The sequence below is a fragment of the Nonomuraea candida genome (assembly GCF_000725485.1).
Taxonomy (GTDB): Bacteria; Actinomycetota; Actinomycetes; order Streptosporangiales; family Streptosporangiaceae; genus Nonomuraea; species Nonomuraea candida.
Genome location: NZ_JOAG01000008.1, coordinates 127776 through 143664, shown reverse-complemented (window position 1 = coordinate 143664; position 15889 = coordinate 127776). Strand labels below are relative to the sequence as shown.

The following is a 15889-nucleotide window of genomic DNA, read 5'->3' as shown; positions in this document are numbered from 1 at the left end:
GGGGCGGGACGGCTTGTGAGGCGCCGTCCGGGCCGCCCCGCCGCCCCGCCGCCCGGCCGCCGGGACGGACGCGCGTGCCCGCCGGGACGGCGGGTCCGCCATCAGGACGGCTGGTGCGCCGTCACCAGGAAGCCGCAGTCGCCGAACGAGATCTCGTCGCCCGACTTCACCCGCGCCGGCCCAACCAGCCGCCATCCGTTGAGCCGCGTGCCGTTGAGCGAGCCGAGGTCCACCAGCAGCCACGCGCCGTCGTCCTCGCGCCGCAGCTCGGCGTGCACGCGCGAGACCGTCAGGTCCGACAGTACGAGGTCGCAGGCCGACCCCCGGCCCACCACGTAACGCAGCCGGTCGTCGTCGGGCAGGGCCAGCCGGGGCAGGCGCGGCCGGCGCCAGGCGGACTGCAGCCGGGTGGTGAACTCGGAGACGGAGGAGACCGCGTCGGTCAGCCGTTGCCGCAACGACGGCCGCCGGGGCAGGTCGGCGACGACTTCGTCGAGCTCGTAGCGGTTGCGCGCGCGCAGCACCTGGTCGACCCGGCCCACGAAGGTGTCATGGGAGATCCGGCCCTCCACGGCACGCTCTTTGAGCTCGTCGATCGCACGGTCACGTTCCCCATCTGAGGCGCGAAAGGGCGGATGCGTGGAGCTCATAGAGCGAGTATCGGCCTCAACCTCGGCTCGTGTCCAGAATACGCGGATCGGGTTGCCCTAGGCATACTCGGTATGCATACTCAGTATTCATGTCGATCAGGCATGGACTGCTCACCTTGCTGAGCAGCGGACCGCGGTACGGCTACCAGCTGCGCGTGGAGTTCGAGGCGACGACGGGGGCGACCTGGCCGCTGAACATCGGCCAGGTCTACACGACGCTCGCCCGGCTCGAACGTGACGGGCTGGTCGCCCCCGGCGGGGCCGACGAGCAGGGCAGGGCCATCTACACGATCACCGAGGCCGGTCGGGAGGAAGTGGGGCGATGGTTCAGCACCCCCGTCGCCCAGACCGACCGGCCCCGGGACGAGCTGGCCATCAAGATCGCGATGGCTGTCGCGAGCGGCGTGGACGTCGCCGACGTCATCCAGACCCAGCGCGTGGCGACCATGCGCGCGCTGCAGGAGCTGACCAGGGCCAAGCGGGCCGCGGGCGACGGGCTCGCGCAGCGGCTGGTCCTGGACTCACTGATCTTCAAGGCCGAGGCGGAACAGCGCTGGCTGGACCACTGCGAGGCCGTGTCCAAGGAGAAGAGCCGATGACTGTGGTGGAGTTGCGGGACGTGACCCGCGAGCACGGCCGGGTGCACGCGCTGAAGGGGGTCAGCCTGGAGGTCGCCGCGGGCGAGCTGGTCGCCGTCATGGGCCCGTCGGGCTCGGGCAAGTCCACCCTGCTCAACCTGGCGGGCGGCCTCGACCGGCCGACCTCGGGCAGCGTGACGATCGAGGGCGTCGACCTGGCCGGCGTCAAGGACCTGGCCGCCCTGCGGCGCACCCGCGTCGGGTACGTCTTCCAGGATCTCAACCTCATCCCGTCGCTCACGGCCGCCGAGAACGTGATGCTGCCCAGGGAGCTCGACGGCTCACGGTCCCGGCAGGCCCGCGCGCAGGCGCTGGCCGTGCTGGCGGAGGTGGGCGCCGAGGAGGTCGCCGACCGGTTCCCCGAGGAGCTGTCCGGCGGGCAGCGCCAGCGCGTGGCCATCGCCAGGGCGCTGGTCGGCGAGCGCCGGCTGCTGCTGGCCGACGAGCCCACCGGCGCGCTCGACACCGCCACCGGCGACGAGATCCTGCAACTCCTGCGCGCCCGCTGCGACGACGGCGCCGCCGTGCTGCTCGTCACCCACGAGCCCCGCTACGCGGCGTGGGCCGACCGGGTGGTCTACCTGCGTGACGGCCTGATCGCGGAGGCGAGCGCGGTGCGGCTGGAGAGCGCCCGATGAGCGCCCTGCGCGCCGCGCTGCGCCTCTCCCGCAGGGACGCCCTGCGCGCCAAGGGCCGCAGCGCGCTCATCATGGTCATGATCGGCCTGCCCGTGCTCGTCATCACGGCCCTCCTCACGCTGTCGCAGACCTCCCACCTGACCGCGCGGGAAGAGCTGCCCTCCCGGCTGGGCGCGGTCGCCGACGCCGCCGTGCTGAGCCACCTGCGCAGGACCCCGATCGAGCAGGACCCGGCCGGCAGGTACGGCAACCAGAGGCAGGAGGGCGCGCGGCCGTCCAGGTGGACGACGGCCGAGGTCGCCGCGCTGACCGGCGGCCGGCTGCTCCCGTTCCACGCCTATCCGGGCGAGGCCCGGCTGGGCGCGGGCTTCGACCCGGTGGACGTCCTGGAGATCGACCTGCGCGACCCGCTCGCCACCGGCCTGCGGTCGCGGGTCGAGGGCAGGCTCCCGGCCGCGCCCCAGGAGATCGCCGTCACGCCCGCGCTCCTGGACGCGGGCGTCCGCGTCGGGGACACGCTCCAGGTGACCCGGCACGGCGCGCCGAAGCGCGTGGTGGGCGTCGTCGAGCACCCGAGCCGGCCGGGCATCCGGGAGGTCGTGGCCCTGTACGACGCCCTGCGGCCGGACGAGGGCACCTGGCGGGGCGCCGGCTGGCTGGTGGACACGCCGGCCCCGGTCACCTGGGAGGACGTGCGGCGCCTGAACCAGGCGGGCCTGCGGGTGGCCTCCCGCGCGGTCATCGAGAGCCCGCGCGCGGCGGAGTGGGATCGCCGGCCGCTCGACGCGGAAAGGCCGCGCTGGCTGGCCATCGGCGTGATCCTCGTCGTCACGGAGACCGCGCTGCTGGCCGGGCCCGCGTTCGCCGTCGGGCTGCGCAGGCGGGCGCGAGAGCTGGCCACGATCGCGGCGCAGGGCGGCTCTCCCGGCCAGTTGCGCACGCTCGTGCTGGCCGACGGCCTCCTGCTCGGCGGCGCTGCCGCCCTGATCGGCGCCGCGCTCGGCGTCGGCACGGGCCTGGCCGCCGCGCGCGTCGTCGCGACGGCGCTGGACTGGCGCGCCGGGCCGCCCGACGTGCCGTGGTCGCAGGTGCTGGGCGTCGCCGCCCTCGGCCTGGTCAGTGCGCTGGTCGCGGCCCTGGCCCCGGCCGTGCGAGCGGCCCGGCAGAGCCCGGCTCTGGTGCTCGCCGGGCGAACGGCCGAGGTGCGCGGCCGGGCGCGCGTGCCGGTGCCCGGGATCGTGCTGGTGCTGCTGGGCGCGGGGCTGATGGTCCCCATGTCGTCCGGGAACGCGCTCGGGGCGGTGGCCGCGTCCACGGTGCTCCTGTTCGGGCTGATCGCGCTGACGCCCTGGATCGTCCGGCGCACCGGACGGTGGGCCGGGCACCTGCCGCTGCCCATGCGCCTGTCGATCCGCGACGGCGCCCGCCATCCCGGCCGCACGGCCTCGGCGGTGGCCGCCGTCATGGCGGCGACCATGTGCGCGATCACCATCGGCATCGCCGCCGGCACCGCGCTGACCGCGCGCCAGTCCGAGTTCCGGCTCGACGCGCCGGAGGGCACGCTGATCGTGCGCGCCTCCGGCGTCGGCGAGCAGGACTGGGCGGAGGTGCGCGCCGCCTTCCGCCAGCGGCTGCCCGGAGCGGACCTGGTCGCCGGGCTGGAGGCGGTCGACGGCGCCGGGCGGAGCCTGTCGACCAGCGCGGTACGGCCGGCGGAGGCGGCCTGCAGCGGGTGCCTCGACGCGAGCTACGACGAGGCGGCGATAGGCGACGCCCGCCTGCTCGCCCTCTTCCAGGGGCGGCGGGACCCCCGGGCGGCGGCGGCGCTGGCGGCCGGCCGGGCGGTGGTGTTCGACCCCCGGCTGATCAGCGACGGCACGGTGACCGTGGCCCTCGGCCCGGCCCGAGACCCGTACGGGGACGACCGCCGGATCCGGGTGCCCGCCGTGGCGGCCACCGGGGCGCAGCCCCACCAGGGCGGCGTCGTGCTGCCCCCCTCCGCCCTGACCGCGGCCGGGTACAAGACCGCCGAGCGGCGGCTCTACACCGTGCTCGACGCGCCCGACCTGGGCCTCATCCAGCGCGCCATGCAGGCCGTGACCGTCGGCGGCCTGCGGGTCAACGTCGAGAACGACACGACCGAGGAGGAGCTCGCGTTCACCCTCTGGGCCTCGCTGGCCGGGGCGCTGGTGCTCGTGCTCGGCGGCACGTTCGCGGCCACCGGTCTCGCCGTGGCGGACATGCGCAGGGACCTCGACACCCTGTCCGCCGTGGGCGGCCGGCCGCTGACCCGCAGGCTGGTGGTGGCGGCGCAGGCGGGCCACGTCGCCGGGCTCGGCGCCGTCATGGGCCTGGTCGCGGGCCTGGGCTCGGGGACCGTGCTGGCCGGGGCCACGATGCGGGACTGGCACGGCGGCGCCGGGATCGTCGTGCCGCTGCCGCTCGTGGCGGCGCTCGTGATCGGCCTGCCCCTGCTGGCCGCGCTGCTCGCGGGGCTGTTCACCCGGACGCGGATGGAGCCGGCACGTCGTCTGGCCTGAGCCGGTACTTCAGCGTGATCAGCGCCGAGGCGAAGATGATCAGCGCGGGGATCGCGGTCTGCCCGATGAGGACCGCGGTCACCGCGCTGTCGGGCTGCTGCACCGGCCGGCTCGGCTCGGACTCCACGAAGCCGCCGATCGACAGGATCAGGCCGAAGAACAGCGCACCCGACGAGCTGACCGCGTTCTCGATGGCCGTCCACAACCCGGTCAGGACGCCCGCCCGCCGTCTGCCGGTCCTGGCCGCGTCCACCGCGATCACGTCCGCCAGCATCGAGAACTGCATGAGCTGCACGCCCGCGTACCCGACGCCGACGAGCAGGATCATGACGTGCGCCCAGACCGGGCCGAACAGCGGGGTGGCCACGGCGGCGGTCGTGCCGCCGCCGAACAGCACGATCGCCAGGATCATCGCGCCGCGCTTGTCGAACCGCCTGGCCAGGCGCACCCACAGCGGCATCGTCAGCAGGATCGGGCCGACCAGCACCGCGAAGAGCGTCTGCGTGGCCGAGGACGTGCCCAGCGTGTACGTCGCGAAGTACGGCGCCGCCGCCAGCATCATGCTCACGGCCAGCATCTGCACGCAGGCCAGCACCGTCAGCCAGAGGAACGCCGGATTGCCCCTGATCGCGGCGAACTGCTCGCGCCACCCGCCGCGATCCGGCTCGGGGGCGCCCGTCATGGGGGCGCGGGCGGTGCCGAAGAAGGAGCCGAGCATGGCGACGAGCAGGATGACCGCGATCGTCAGCGCCATCATGCGGTAGCTGTCCAGCGTGCCACCCCCGCCGGTGGCGATGGCTGGCGCGAGGATGCCGCTGATGGCCGTGGCCGCCCCGATGAACACCATCCGCCACTGCAGCAGCGACGTGCGCTCGTGGTAGTCGTGCGTCATCTCGCCGGGCATCGCCTTGTACGGCACCTCGAACAGCGCGTACGCCGTCGCCGTGGCCAGGAAGCAGAGCCCGACGTACAGCGCCGCCGGCACCCCGGTCAGCGGCGGCCCGGCGAACACCAGGAAGAACGCGACCGGCAGCGTGCACGCCCCGGCCAGCAGCCACGGCCGGCGCGGCCCCCAGCGGGAGACCGTCCGGTCCGACCAGCGCCCGACCAGCGGGTTGATGAACAGGTCCCAGACCTTCGGCGCGGTGACCACCACGCCGGCCAGCCACGCGGGCACGGCCAGGAAGTTCGTCATGTAGAACAGCAGCAGCAGACCCGGCACGGCGTTGACCGTGGCCGTGCAGAACGAGCCCACCCCGTAGCCCAGGCGCACGCCCTTCGGGACGCTGGCCGCGCGCGCCGCCGGTGTGATCATTCCCTCATTAGAACCGAGGGAGGGCCGGTTCGTAAGGGCCCACTTTCGCGGGTCCCGAACGTCCCGGCCAGGCCCGCCGGGCCGGTTCCGGCGGGCTGCCGGCTCGCTTCCGCGGGCCCGGAACGGTCAGTCCGACACGTTGGCGCACACCACGTGCGCGCCGATCTCGATCATCCGGCGCTCGCTGCGCGCGTCGGCCACCCTGGCCATGAGGATCGGCGCCCCGGAGGCGGCGAACTGCGGCAGCCGGGCGCGCACCAGCCGGTGCAGGTCGCGCACGACGTCCTCGGCGGCCGACATGTGCACCTTCACGTGCAGCATGATCCCGGTCGCCCCCGACGCCGTGCCGGCCTCGGAGATCCAGACGTGGTGCACCAGCGGGAAGTCCACGAGCAGGTACGCGATCGCCTGGCGCAGCGCGGGCAGGATCGGATGCGTGCACCGCCGGTAACCGGGGTCCACCTGCTGCATCGGCCCCGACAGGTGCGGCCGTGGCGCGGGCACCCAGGGCATGGCGGGCGCCTGCGGGGACGGCGGGGCGACCTGGGCCAGCGCGGCGCCGCGCGAGACGGTGGCCATGGCGCCCGTCGCGTAGGCGGCCGGCACCGCCCCCGACAGGACGGGCGTGGGGCCCGATCGCGTCGTGGTCATGAAGCGCTGGAGATCGTCGATCGGCACGGCCGCGGCGGCGGGCCCGGCCGCGTCGATCACGATCTCGCGCACCCCGGTGACGCGCTGGATGTCCAGGATGGTGTCGGCGTCGCACGCCGAGAGGGAATGGCTGCCGCGGTGCCTGGCATAGGTCGCGGGGCCGGTGTACCCGAGCAGCACCCGGTCACCGGCCTGGGTCGTCCCCAGGACGACGGAACGATCTGGTCGCACTGCCACCAGGACTCCACCGTCGGCAAGAGCGCCCAGCAGGCGGTGCGGGGTGCCATGCTGTGCGAGCACGTCGGCAAGCGCAGGATTCCCGATGCTCATATGACGAACCATAGGTAGTCGGCCACGGCTTATCAGGCTAATGGCCAATAAATCTCCCGATCAAGACAAAGATGTGCCCGGACTGGATGACTTTGCGGCCACGGGGGTACGCAGGAACGCGTCTCAAATGATGGGCTCTCGTGAACGCGTTCACAAGCTGCCGATAGACTCTGTGGGACCGCCGGGGGGATCCGTGGACGTGTCCCCCCAAGCCCGCCGTGCCTTAAGGATTCCCACCCGTGAACAAGCCCGTCGTTCTCGTCGCAGAGGAGCTGTCCGAGGCTGGCCTCGCCGTACTCGGTGCCGATTTCGAGGTCCGCCACACCGACGGCGCCGACCGTTCCCAGCTGCTGCCCGCCCTCGCGGACGTGGACGCACTGATCGTCCGCTCGGCCACGCAGGTCGACGCCGAGGCCATCGCCGCCGCGCCCAAGCTGCGCGTGGTCGCCCGCGCCGGCGTCGGCCTCGACAACGTCGACGTCGAGGCGGCCACCAAGGCCGGCGTCATGGTCGTCAACGCCCCCACCTCCAACATCACCAGCGCCGCCGAGCAGACGCTCGCCCTCATCCTGGCCAGCGCGCGCAACACGGCCCAGGCCCACGCCGCGCTGAAGAACGGCGAGTGGAAGCGCTCGAAGTACACCGGCGTCGAGCTCGACGAGAAGGTCGTCGGCATCCTCGGCCTGGGCAAGATCGGCCAGCTCGTGGCGCAGCGGCTGCAGCCGTTCGGCGTCGAGCTGATCGCCTACGACCCCTACCTGCCGCCGGCCCGCGCCGCGCAGATGGGCGTCAAGCTGCTCAGCCTCGAAGAGGTGCTCAAGCAGGCCGACTTCATCACCGTGCACCTGCCCAAGTCCAAGGAGACGCTCGGGCTCATCGGTGACAAGGAGCTGCACCAGGTCAAGCCCAGCGTCCGCATCATCAACGTGGCCCGCGGCGGCATCGTCGACGAGGGCGCGCTCTACTCGGCGATCAAGGAGGGCCGGGTCGCGGGAGCCGGCCTGGACGTCTTCGCCAAGGAGCCCTGCACCGACAGCCCGCTGTTCGAGCTCGACCAGGTCGTCGTCACGCCGCACCTGGGCGCCTCCACCCACGAGGCCCAGGAGAAGGCCGGCACCCAGGTCGCGCGCAGCGTGAAGCTGGCGCTGGCGGGCGAGTTCGTGCCCGACGCCGTCAACGTCCAGGGCGGCGCGGTGGCCGAGGACGTCAAGCCGGGCCTGCCGCTGGCCGAGAAGCTGGGCCGCGTGTTCACCGCGCTGGCCGGCGAGGTCGCCACCAAGCTCGACGTCGAGGTGCGCGGCGAGATCGCCGCCCAGGACGTGCGGGTGATCGAGCTGGCCGCGCTCAAGGGCGTCTTCGCCGACGTGGTCGAGGAGCAGGTCACCTACGTCAACGCGCCGCTGCTGGCCAAGGACCGCGGCATCACCGTCGAGCTGGTCACCAGCTCCGAGAGCCCCGACTGGCGCAACGTGGTGACCGTGCGCGGCGTGCTGGCCGACGGCCGCACGGTCTCGGTGTCCGGCACGCTGTCCGGCCCCCGCCAGATCACCAAGATCGTCGAGGTCAACGGCTACGAGATGGAGATCGAGCCGACGGCCCACCTGTGCTTCTTCACCTACGCCGACCGTCCCGGCATCGTCGGCGTGGTGGGCAGGCTGCTGGGTGAGCACGGCATCAACATCGCCTCGATGCAGGTGGCCCGTGACGTCAAGGGCGGCAAGGCGCTCATCGCCCTGACCGTCGACTCCGCCATCCCGGGCGAGGTCGTCGAGCAGATCGGCGCCGAGATCGGCGCCGAGAGCGGCCGCTCGGTGGACCTGGAGGACTGACCTCGCACCCGCGCGCGGCAGGCCGTCACCCGTTCCGGGTGGCGGCCTTTTGCGTCTCAGCATGCGAGATAGTAGGACATCCAAGGACGTTGCTCGGGTACTGTTACCGGTAATGCGCCAGGTTCTCGTACTCATTACCTGCCGCGGCGGGGCCTGTTAGGGCAGGCCGACGACCCGCCGCGGAGTGCGGCGTGCGTGTCGGCCATCAAGTCCCTTCGTCCGGTCCGTGACCCGGACCTCACGAGATCAGGCCCGGTCGGATTCGCGACCGGAGTCCGGCTTTCCGCTCCATCCGCCGTCCCGCGAATGAGATGAGTCACCATGTACGAGATGTATTCCTGGAACCGTGCCGAGGACAACCAGGACGAGGCCGCCGAGGCCCTGCAGACCGCGCTGGACCGCCGCGACAACGGCGGCGCCCCGCAGAACTCCGGCCGCTAGCCGTCGACACAACCCGGCCCGCGCGTTCTCGCCGCTCGGTCCGGTGGCCCGCGCGGACCCCGCGGCGTGACCCGGTCGCCCGCGCCGGCCCGCCGCGATGAGCCAGGAGTGCGAACAGGCCCTCCGGGTGTCCCCGGAGGGCCTGTTCTCAGGTGCGGGCCGGTGTCGTCAGAAGGTGGCGACGAGGTGGGCCGGGATGGGCTCCTCGCGCCGTTCGAGCACCTTGGCCCACTGGCGCACGCCCTGGGGATCGGGCCGGACCGCGCCGACGAACGCCTGCCTGCGCCAGGCGGAGAGCTTCTCCTCCTTCACCACGTCGCCCGTGCGCGGCGCGTGCACCATGTGACCGGGCTTGGAGATCATCCCGACGTGGCCCAGGTTGCTGAAGAAGACCAGGTCGCCGGGCTTGAGGTCCGGCCAGTCGATCTTCCTGGAGAACGCCCCGTACTGCTGGCGGGCCGTGCGCGGCAGGTCGATCCCCGCCGCCTCGTACGCCCGGAGCATGAGCCCCGAGCAGTCGTAGCCGTTCTCGCTGGTCCCGCCCCAGACGTAGGGCGTGCCGCGCTTGTCCATGGCGTATTCGAGCGCGGTCTTCCAGGCGGGCTTGGGGGTCTGGCGTTCCCTGATGCGCTTGATCTCGGCGCCGGTCAGGGTGGCGTTGTCGTAGGCGATGGCTGCCCTGGCCGCGTCTTGGGCGGTGGCCTGGGGGGACGCGGTGTCGTGGCGGACGCCCGCCGGTGCGGCGGCGGCGTGACGGACGCCCGCCGGTGCGGCGGCGGCGTTCGGGCCGGTGCCGGGCGGTGACCCGGGGGTGGCGGCGTGGCCGGTGTCGGCCTGTGCGGAGGGGGAGGCCAGCAGGAGTCCGGCGGAGGCCGCCAGGACGATGGCGATGCGAGACAGAGGACTGTCCTTCCATGCGGCCGACCGGGTTAGCTGACGGGCTCGGGCCTGGAAGACAGCCCTACGGCGGTGCCGATTCGCCCCTGGGGGGAAAGTGGGTCCCCGGCTCCACGCAGCGGCTGCGTGGATTAGGCCAGACGGACGCTAACGAAACGGTCAAAAGATCGCAATACGTAACAAATCGGACGTCCGGAAAATGAGATGCTGTGTTCGTCAGGCGAGACGAGCCGGTAAGGTACCGGCATGGAGTCGCGTAACATCCGCTTGGCCGTCATCCCCGGCGATGGCATCGGCACCGAGGTCGTGGCCGAAGGGCTCAAGGTCCTTGAGGCAGTGGGCACGAAGATCGAGCCGACGCACTACGACCTGGGAGCCGCACGCTACCACCGCAGCGGCGAGACGCTGCCCGACGCGGTGCTCGAAGAGCTGCGCGGCTACGACGCCATCCTGCTCGGCGCCATCGGCGACCCCAGCGTGCCGCCGGGCATTCTGGAGCGCGACCTGCTGCTGCGCCTGCGCTTCGAGTTCGACCACTACGTCAACCTGCGCCCGGTCAAGCTGCTGCCCGGGGTGGAGACCCCGCTGGCCGACACCTCGGCGGAAGACATCGACATGGTCGTCGTCCGCGAGGGCACCGAGGGCCTCTACGCCGGCACCGGCGGCGTCATGCGCCGCGGCACGCCCCACGAGATCGCCACCCAGGAGTCGCTCAACACCGCCCACGGCGTCGAGCGCGTGGTGCGTTACGCGTTCGAGAAGGCCCGCTCGCGGCCGCGCAAGAAGCTGACGCTCGTCCACAAGACCAACGTGCTCACCTACGCGGGCGACCTGTGGCAGCGCACGGTCAACCGGGTGGCCGCCGAATATCCCGAGGTCACCACCGACTACTGCCACATCGACGCGGCCTCGATGTTCTTCGTCACCCAGCCCGAGCGCTTCGACGTGGTGGTCACCGACAACCTGTTCGGCGACATCATCACCGACCTCGGCGCGGCCATCGCCGGCGGCATCGGCCTGGCGGCCAGCGGCAACATCAACCCGGAGGGCGCCGCGCCCAGCATGTTCGAGCCGGTGCACGGCAGCGCGCCCGACATCGCCGGCCAGGGCAAGGCCGACCCGACCGCGACCATCCTGTCCGTCGCCATGCTCCTCGACCACCTCGGCCTGAAGGCGGAGGCGGCCAGGGTCGAGCAGGCGGTCGCCGACGACATCGTGGAGCGCCTGGCCGGCTGGGCCAACCGCACCACCCACGAGATCGGCGACGACATCACCGCGCGAGTATCCGGCTAGGACCGCCTAGCCCACACGAGCGCCTGGCGGTCCGACGAGGACCGGCAGGCGCTTTTTCGCGTCCGCGGGTGGCGGCCGACCAGACCCGCCACCTGGTACGCGCACCTGCCGATCCGGTCCGCCACCCCGTGCCGCGTCGGCTGAATCTGGGCCAACCACCCCTTCGGCCACTTGTCATCCCATATAGCGAGACAATAGGAAGTACGGACTGCCCTCCTGGGCACGGCTGCTCGCCGCCGCAGGGCCGCAGATCCGCAGACAGCGGGCAGATTCCGGTAGATTTCGGTAGATCGCAGAGAGAAGGACCGCCGTCATGACCATCGCTCAGAAGCTCAGCTTCGACGTGCAGCTATCCGACCACGCTCGCACCGCGGCCGAGCGGGAGCAGGTACTGGCGAATCCCGGTTTCGGGCAGACCTTCACCGACCACATGATCTCGGTCGACTACACCGAGGGCCGCGGCTGGCACGACGCCAGGCTCCTGCCGTACGGCCCGCTCTCGCTCGACCCCGCCACCTCGGTCTTCCACTACGCGCAGGAGCTGTTCGAGGGCCTGAAGGCCTACCGCCAGCTCAGCGGCTCGATCGTGACCTTCCGGCCGTACGCCAACGCCGCCCGCTTCAACCGCTCGGCCGCCCGTATGGCCATGCCCGAGCTGCCGGAGGAGGCGTTCGTCGACTCGCTCGAACTCCTCGTCACGACCGACAAGGAGTGGGTGCCCACCACCGAGGGGCACAGCCTCTACCTGCGGCCCTTCATGATCGCCACCCAGGCGGGCCTGGGGGTCAACTACCCGTCGAAGACCTACAAGTACATGGTCATCGCCTCGCCGGCGGCGTCGTACTTCACCGGCGGCATCAAGCCCGTCTCCGTCTGGCTGTCCACCGAGTACACCCGTGCCGCCCCCGGCGGCACCGGCTTCGCCAAGTGCGGCGGCAACTACGCCGCGGCGTTCGTCGCCCAGCGCCAGGCGGTGGAGAACGGTTGCGACCAGGTGGTCTGGCTGGACGCCCACGAGCACCGCTACGTCGAGGAGATGGGCGGGATGAACCTGTTCTTCGTCTTCGGCGACAAGCTCGTCACCCCCGCGCTCACCGGCACGCTGCTGCCCGGCATCACCCGGGAGTCCATCCTGGAGCTGGCCGGCGACCTCGGGCTGGAGACCGAGGAGCGGCTCATCTCGGTGGACGAGTGGCAGTCGGCGTGCGAGTCGGGCGAGCTGACGGAGGTGTTCGCCTGCGGCACCGCGGCCGTGGTGACGCCGGTGGGCACGGTCAAGGGCGCCGACCGCTCCTGGATCGTCGCCGACGGCACGCCGGGCCCGGTCACGATGCGGGTGCGCGAGGAGCTTGTCGGCATCCAGTACGGCGCCCGCCCCGACACCCACAACTGGATCCACAAGATCGCCTAGTACGGACGCCGCCCCGCGGAGCCTGGTGCGGACGCCGCCCCGCGGACCGCCGCCCGCGGGGCGCGTCAGGCTAGTTCTTCCTGATCAGCGCCATGCCGTCGGCGACCGGCAGCATGATCACCGTCACCCGTGGGTCCTCCATCACCAGGTCGTTGAACTGCCGGATGTCCACGGTGGTCGGCTCGTCGTGCGCGGGGTCGGCCACCCAGCCCCTGCGCAGCGTGTTGTCCGCCACCAGCAGCCCGCCCGGCCGCAGCCGCTCCATCAGCAGCTCGTAGTAGACCGGGTAGTTGCCCTTGTCGGCGTCCAGGAACGCCAGGTCGATCGGCTGGTCGAAGGCGGCCAGGGTCTCCGCCGCCGGGCCGAGCGTGAGCGTCACCCGGTCGGCCACGGCCGCCTCCTGCCAGTAGCGGCGGGCGATGGACGTCCACTCCTCGCTCACGTCGAAACAGTGCAACCGGCCGCCCGACAGCCCGCGCGCGATGCAGACGGACGAATATCCGGTGAACGTCCCCACCTCCACGACCACCTCCGGCGCCAGGAGCTGCGTGATCATCGTGAGAAAGGCGCCCTGGTCGGGGGAGATCTGCATGGCCGCGTTCTCGCCCGCGACCTCGGCGGTCTCCCGCGCGAGCGCGGCCAGCAGGGCGTCGGGCGGGGTGGTGTGCTCGAACACGTACCGCGCAACGGCGGGGTCGAGGAGGTATGCCTTCATGCGGCCATTGTTTCCGTTTCGGGTAGGGTCTGCGCGATCAATGAGGTGAAAGTGGGCTGATGATGAAGCGGTTGATGGCGGTCGCGGCGGCTTGTGTGGCGATCGCCGTACTGGGGGTGCTGGCCTTCGCCCGGTCGGGCGCGTCGTCGGACGGGGTGACGCTGACCCGGCAGGCGGACGGCTCGATGGTCCTGGCCGACCTGGGGAGCGACGCTCCCGTGCTCGACGTGTACGAGGACTTCGACTGTCCCGTCTGCAAGGACATGCACGCCAAGGTCGACGCCACGATCCAGCGGCTGGCCAGGGAGGGCAGGGTCAAGGTCGTCTTCCACACGGTGACGATCTTCAGGGACGAGCCCATGCGCTCCAACTCCATCCGCGCCGCCGCGGCCGCCCGGTGCGTGCCGGCGGCGAACTGGCTGGCGTTCCGGGACGCGGTGTACGCCATGCAGCCCGCCCCGCACGGCGTGGCCTCCGGGTTCACCGTGGAGGAGCTGGCCGGGGCGGCGCGGAAGGCGGGCGCGTCGGTGGACTCGTGCGTGACGTCGCAGACGCACGCGGAGGCGCACCTGGCGGAGACGGCCAAGGTGCCGCTCCAGGGCACGCCGACCGTGGTGCTCGACGGGCAGGTGCTGGGCGGTGAGGCGTTCGACCCGGCGGCGCTGGAGCGCGTCATCACCGGAGGTGACGGAATCCAGGTGTGACCTGGGGTGTCCCATGAGGTGAGACCGTTGTGCCAGATGGTGAATCGATGTGGCAGACTGGACGGCACCATGTTCTACGGTCTGCTCATTATCGGCAGGCGCGCCGGCTGACGACAGGGACACCGCCGGCGCGCAGACCTCTCACGTCCGTGAGGGGTCTTTTTGTTTTCCCGAAGACAAAGCCACCTTTCACCGACTTCCGCAGAGAAGAGAGACTCATGGCCGACGACCGCTTCCACGTATACGACACGACGCTGCGTGACGGCGCCCAGCAGGAGGGCCTCAACCTCACCGTCGCGGACAAGATCGTCGTAGCGCGCCACCTGGACGGTCTGGGCGTCGGCTTCATCGAGGGGGGCTGGCCGGGCGCCAACCCCAAGGACACAGAGTTCTTCAGGCGTGCTCGAACAGAGCTGGACCTGAAGCACGCGCAGCTCGCCGCGTTCGGCGCGACCCGCCGGGCGGGGATGAAGGCGGCCGACGACCCTCTGGTCGCCGCGCTGCGCGAATCCGGCGCGCCGGTCGTGACCCTTGTCGCCAAGAGTCACGACCGGCACGTGGAGCTGGCCCTCCGCACGACTCTCCAGGAGAACCTCGCGATGATCCGCGACACGGTCTCCCACCTTCGTGCGGAGGGCCGGCGAGTCTTCCTCGACGCCGAGCACTTCTTCGACGGCTACAGGTCCAACCCGGCGTACGCGCTGGAGGTCGTCAGGACCGCCGCCGAGGCCGGGGCCGACGTCATCGCCCTGTGCGACACCAACGGCGGCATGCTCCCCGACGAGCTGGCCGAGATCGTCCAGGAGGCCGTGCGCACCAGCGCCCGCGTCGGCATCCACTGCCACGACGACACCGGCTGCGCCGTGGCCAACACGCTGGCCGCGGTCAAGGCCGGCGCCACGCACGTCCAGGGCTGCGCCAACGGCTACGGCGAGCGCTCCGGCAACGCCAACCTCTTCACCGTCGTGGCCAACCTCCAGCTCAAGCGGGGCTTCGACCTCGTGCCCCGGGAGTCGCTGGCCGACATGACGCGCATCGCCCACGCGATCACCGAGGTCACCAACGTCACCCCCAACTCCCACGCGCCCTACGTCGGCATGTCCGCCTTCGCCCACAAGGCCGGCCTGCACGCCAGCGCCATCAAGGTGGACCCCAACCTCTACCAGCACATCGACCCCGCCCAGGTGGGCAACGACATGCGCATGCTGGTCTCCGACATGGCCGGCCGCGCCTCCGTGGAGCTCAAGGGCCGCGAGCTGGGCTACGAGCTGACCCCCGAGCACACCAAGGCGCTGGTCGAGCGGGTCAAGGACCTGGAGTCCAGGGGCTTCACGTTCGAGGCCGCCGACGCCTCGTTCGAGCTGCTGCTGCGCGACACCGTGCACGGCGAGCGCCGGCGGCACTTCGAGGTCGAGTCCTGGCGGGTGATCGTCGAGCGCACCAAGGGCGGCGAGCTGGTCAGCGAGGCCACGGTCAAGCTGCACGCCAAGGGCGAGCGCATCGTGGCCACCGGCGAGGGCAACGGCCCCGTCAACGCCCTCGACAAGGCCGTGCGCCAGGCGCTGGAGCAGCTCTACCCCGAGCTGGCCCGGCTGGAGCTGGTCGACTTCAAGGTGCGCATCCTCGAAGGCGCCCACGGCAGCGACGCCGTCACCCGGGTCCTCATCACCTCCAGCGACGAGCTGGGCGAGTGGGCCACGGTCGGCGTGGCCGAGAACATCATCGACGCCTCCTGGCAGGCGCTGGAGCAGGCGGTCACGTACGGCCTGCTGCGCGCCGGCCACGGCTGCGACTAGCCGCCGGGCTCGCGGCCGGCTCCCCGGGACGGGAGCCGGCG

At 71.9% G+C, this 15889-nt stretch carries 13 protein-coding genes and 1 riboswitch; of the genes, 8 read left to right on the top strand and 5 right to left on the bottom strand.

Translation table 11 applies throughout. The features are described from left to right. Nucleotides 1-101: 101 nt before the first annotated feature. Nucleotides 102-650, bottom strand: a complete 549-nt coding sequence (locus tag IO39_RS08050; RefSeq protein ID WP_043618436.1) for an FHA domain-containing protein — start codon at nucleotides 648-650, stop codon at nucleotides 102-104. Between the two features lie 89 nt (nucleotides 651-739). On the opposite strand from IO39_RS08050, the gene IO39_RS08045 reads away from it, so the two are divergent. Genes IO39_RS08045 through IO39_RS08035 form a run of 3 tightly spaced genes read left to right on the top strand, consistent with a single transcriptional unit; the run spans nucleotide 740 to nucleotide 4466 of the window. After that, nucleotides 740-1249 (top strand): PadR family transcriptional regulator, encoded by a 510-nt coding sequence (locus tag IO39_RS08045; protein ID WP_043618434.1) that lies wholly within the window; start codon nucleotides 740-742, stop codon nucleotides 1247-1249. Continuing rightward, complete coding sequence (locus IO39_RS08040) at nucleotides 1246-1926, top strand: ABC transporter ATP-binding protein (protein ID WP_043618430.1); 681 nt, start codon at nucleotides 1246-1248, stop codon at nucleotides 1924-1926. The genes IO39_RS08045 and IO39_RS08040 overlap by 4 nt, the downstream gene beginning before the upstream one ends. Then, on the top strand, nucleotides 1923-4466 hold the full coding sequence (locus IO39_RS08035) for an FtsX-like permease family protein (protein WP_043618427.1): 2544 nt from the start codon (nucleotides 1923-1925) through the stop codon (nucleotides 4464-4466). The genes IO39_RS08040 and IO39_RS08035 overlap by 4 nt, the downstream gene beginning before the upstream one ends. On the opposite strand, the gene IO39_RS08030 is transcribed toward IO39_RS08035, so the two are convergent. Then, the gene (locus IO39_RS08030; RefSeq protein ID WP_043618424.1) at nucleotides 4426-5781 is read right to left on the bottom strand and encodes an MFS transporter; all 1356 of its coding nucleotides are present in this window, start codon (nucleotides 5779-5781) and stop codon (nucleotides 4426-4428) included. The two genes, IO39_RS08035 and IO39_RS08030, sit on opposite strands and share 41 nt — an antisense overlap. A 126-nt stretch (nucleotides 5782-5907) precedes the next feature. Continuing rightward, entirely contained in the window at nucleotides 5908-6732 is an 825-nt protein-coding gene (locus IO39_RS08025) for a hypothetical protein (RefSeq protein WP_245641860.1), read from the bottom strand. A gap of 269 nt (nucleotides 6733-7001) precedes the next feature. Between IO39_RS08025 and serA the strand changes: the two genes are divergently transcribed. After that, nucleotides 7002-8591: a phosphoglycerate dehydrogenase gene (gene serA / locus IO39_RS08020; RefSeq protein WP_043618418.1), complete on the top strand. Its 1590-nt coding sequence runs from the start codon at nucleotides 7002-7004 to the stop codon at nucleotides 8589-8591. A 609-nt stretch (nucleotides 8592-9200) separates the two neighbouring features. Here serA and IO39_RS08015 read toward each other — a convergent pair. Then, the gene (locus tag IO39_RS08015; protein ID WP_052422585.1) at nucleotides 9201-9605 is read right to left on the bottom strand and encodes a C40 family peptidase; all 405 of its coding nucleotides are present in this window, start codon (nucleotides 9603-9605) and stop codon (nucleotides 9201-9203) included. Between the two features lie 330 nt (nucleotides 9606-9935). Continuing rightward, nucleotides 9936-10077, bottom strand: a riboswitch (cyclic di-AMP (ydaO/yuaA leader). Between the two features lie 98 nt (nucleotides 10078-10175). On the opposite strand from IO39_RS08015, the gene IO39_RS08010 reads away from it, so the two are divergent. After that, a complete protein-coding gene (locus IO39_RS08010) occupies nucleotides 10176-11222 on the top strand; it encodes a 3-isopropylmalate dehydrogenase (protein WP_043618415.1) in 1047 nt (348 codons plus the stop codon). Between the two features lie 313 nt (nucleotides 11223-11535). Then, nucleotides 11536-12633: a branched-chain amino acid aminotransferase gene (locus IO39_RS08005; RefSeq protein WP_043618412.1), complete on the top strand. Its 1098-nt coding sequence runs from the start codon at nucleotides 11536-11538 to the stop codon at nucleotides 12631-12633. 70 nt (nucleotides 12634-12703) lie between these two features. Here the strand turns inward: IO39_RS08005 and IO39_RS08000 are convergent, their stop codons facing one another. Further along, on the bottom strand, nucleotides 12704-13348 hold the full coding sequence (locus IO39_RS08000) for an O-methyltransferase (RefSeq protein ID WP_043618409.1): 645 nt from the start codon (nucleotides 13346-13348) through the stop codon (nucleotides 12704-12706). Nucleotides 13349-13407: 59 nt separating this feature from the next. Here IO39_RS08000 and IO39_RS07995 point away from each other — a divergent pair, with 59 nt between their 5' ends. Then, nucleotides 13408-14052: a DsbA family protein gene (locus IO39_RS07995; protein WP_084772468.1), complete on the top strand. Its 645-nt coding sequence runs from the start codon at nucleotides 13408-13410 to the stop codon at nucleotides 14050-14052. A 218-nt stretch (nucleotides 14053-14270) separates the two neighbouring features. Then, complete coding sequence (cimA, locus tag IO39_RS07990) at nucleotides 14271-15848, top strand: citramalate synthase (protein WP_043618406.1); 1578 nt, start codon at nucleotides 14271-14273, stop codon at nucleotides 15846-15848. Nucleotides 15849-15889 lie beyond the last annotated feature (41 nt).

Bases quoted from the DNA above. Each gene is read 5' to 3' on its own strand.
- IO39_RS08050 (WP_043618436.1), bottom strand. From the start codon at position 650: ATGAGCTCCACGCATCCGCCCTTTCGCGCCTCAGATGGGGAACGTGAC.
- IO39_RS08045 (WP_043618434.1), top strand. From the start codon at position 740: ATGTCGATCAGGCATGGACTGCTCACCTTGCTGAGCAGCGGACCGCGG.
- IO39_RS08040 (WP_043618430.1), top strand. From the start codon at position 1,246: ATGACTGTGGTGGAGTTGCGGGACGTGACCCGCGAGCACGGCCGGGTG.
- IO39_RS08035 (WP_043618427.1), top strand. From the start codon at position 1,923: ATGAGCGCCCTGCGCGCCGCGCTGCGCCTCTCCCGCAGGGACGCCCTG.
- IO39_RS08030 (WP_043618424.1), bottom strand. From the start codon at position 5,781: ATGATCACACCGGCGGCGCGCGCGGCCAGCGTCCCGAAGGGCGTGCGC.
- IO39_RS08015 (WP_052422585.1), bottom strand. From the start codon at position 9,605: ATGGACAAGCGCGGCACGCCCTACGTCTGGGGCGGGACCAGCGAGAAC.
- IO39_RS08010 (WP_043618415.1), top strand. From the start codon at position 10,176: ATGGAGTCGCGTAACATCCGCTTGGCCGTCATCCCCGGCGATGGCATC.
- IO39_RS08005 (WP_043618412.1), top strand. From the start codon at position 11,536: ATGACCATCGCTCAGAAGCTCAGCTTCGACGTGCAGCTATCCGACCAC.
- IO39_RS08000 (WP_043618409.1), bottom strand. From the start codon at position 13,348: ATGAAGGCATACCTCCTCGACCCCGCCGTTGCGCGGTACGTGTTCGAG.
- IO39_RS07995 (WP_084772468.1), top strand. From the start codon at position 13,408: ATGATGAAGCGGTTGATGGCGGTCGCGGCGGCTTGTGTGGCGATCGCC.
- cimA (WP_043618406.1), top strand. From the start codon at position 14,271: ATGGCCGACGACCGCTTCCACGTATACGACACGACGCTGCGTGACGGC.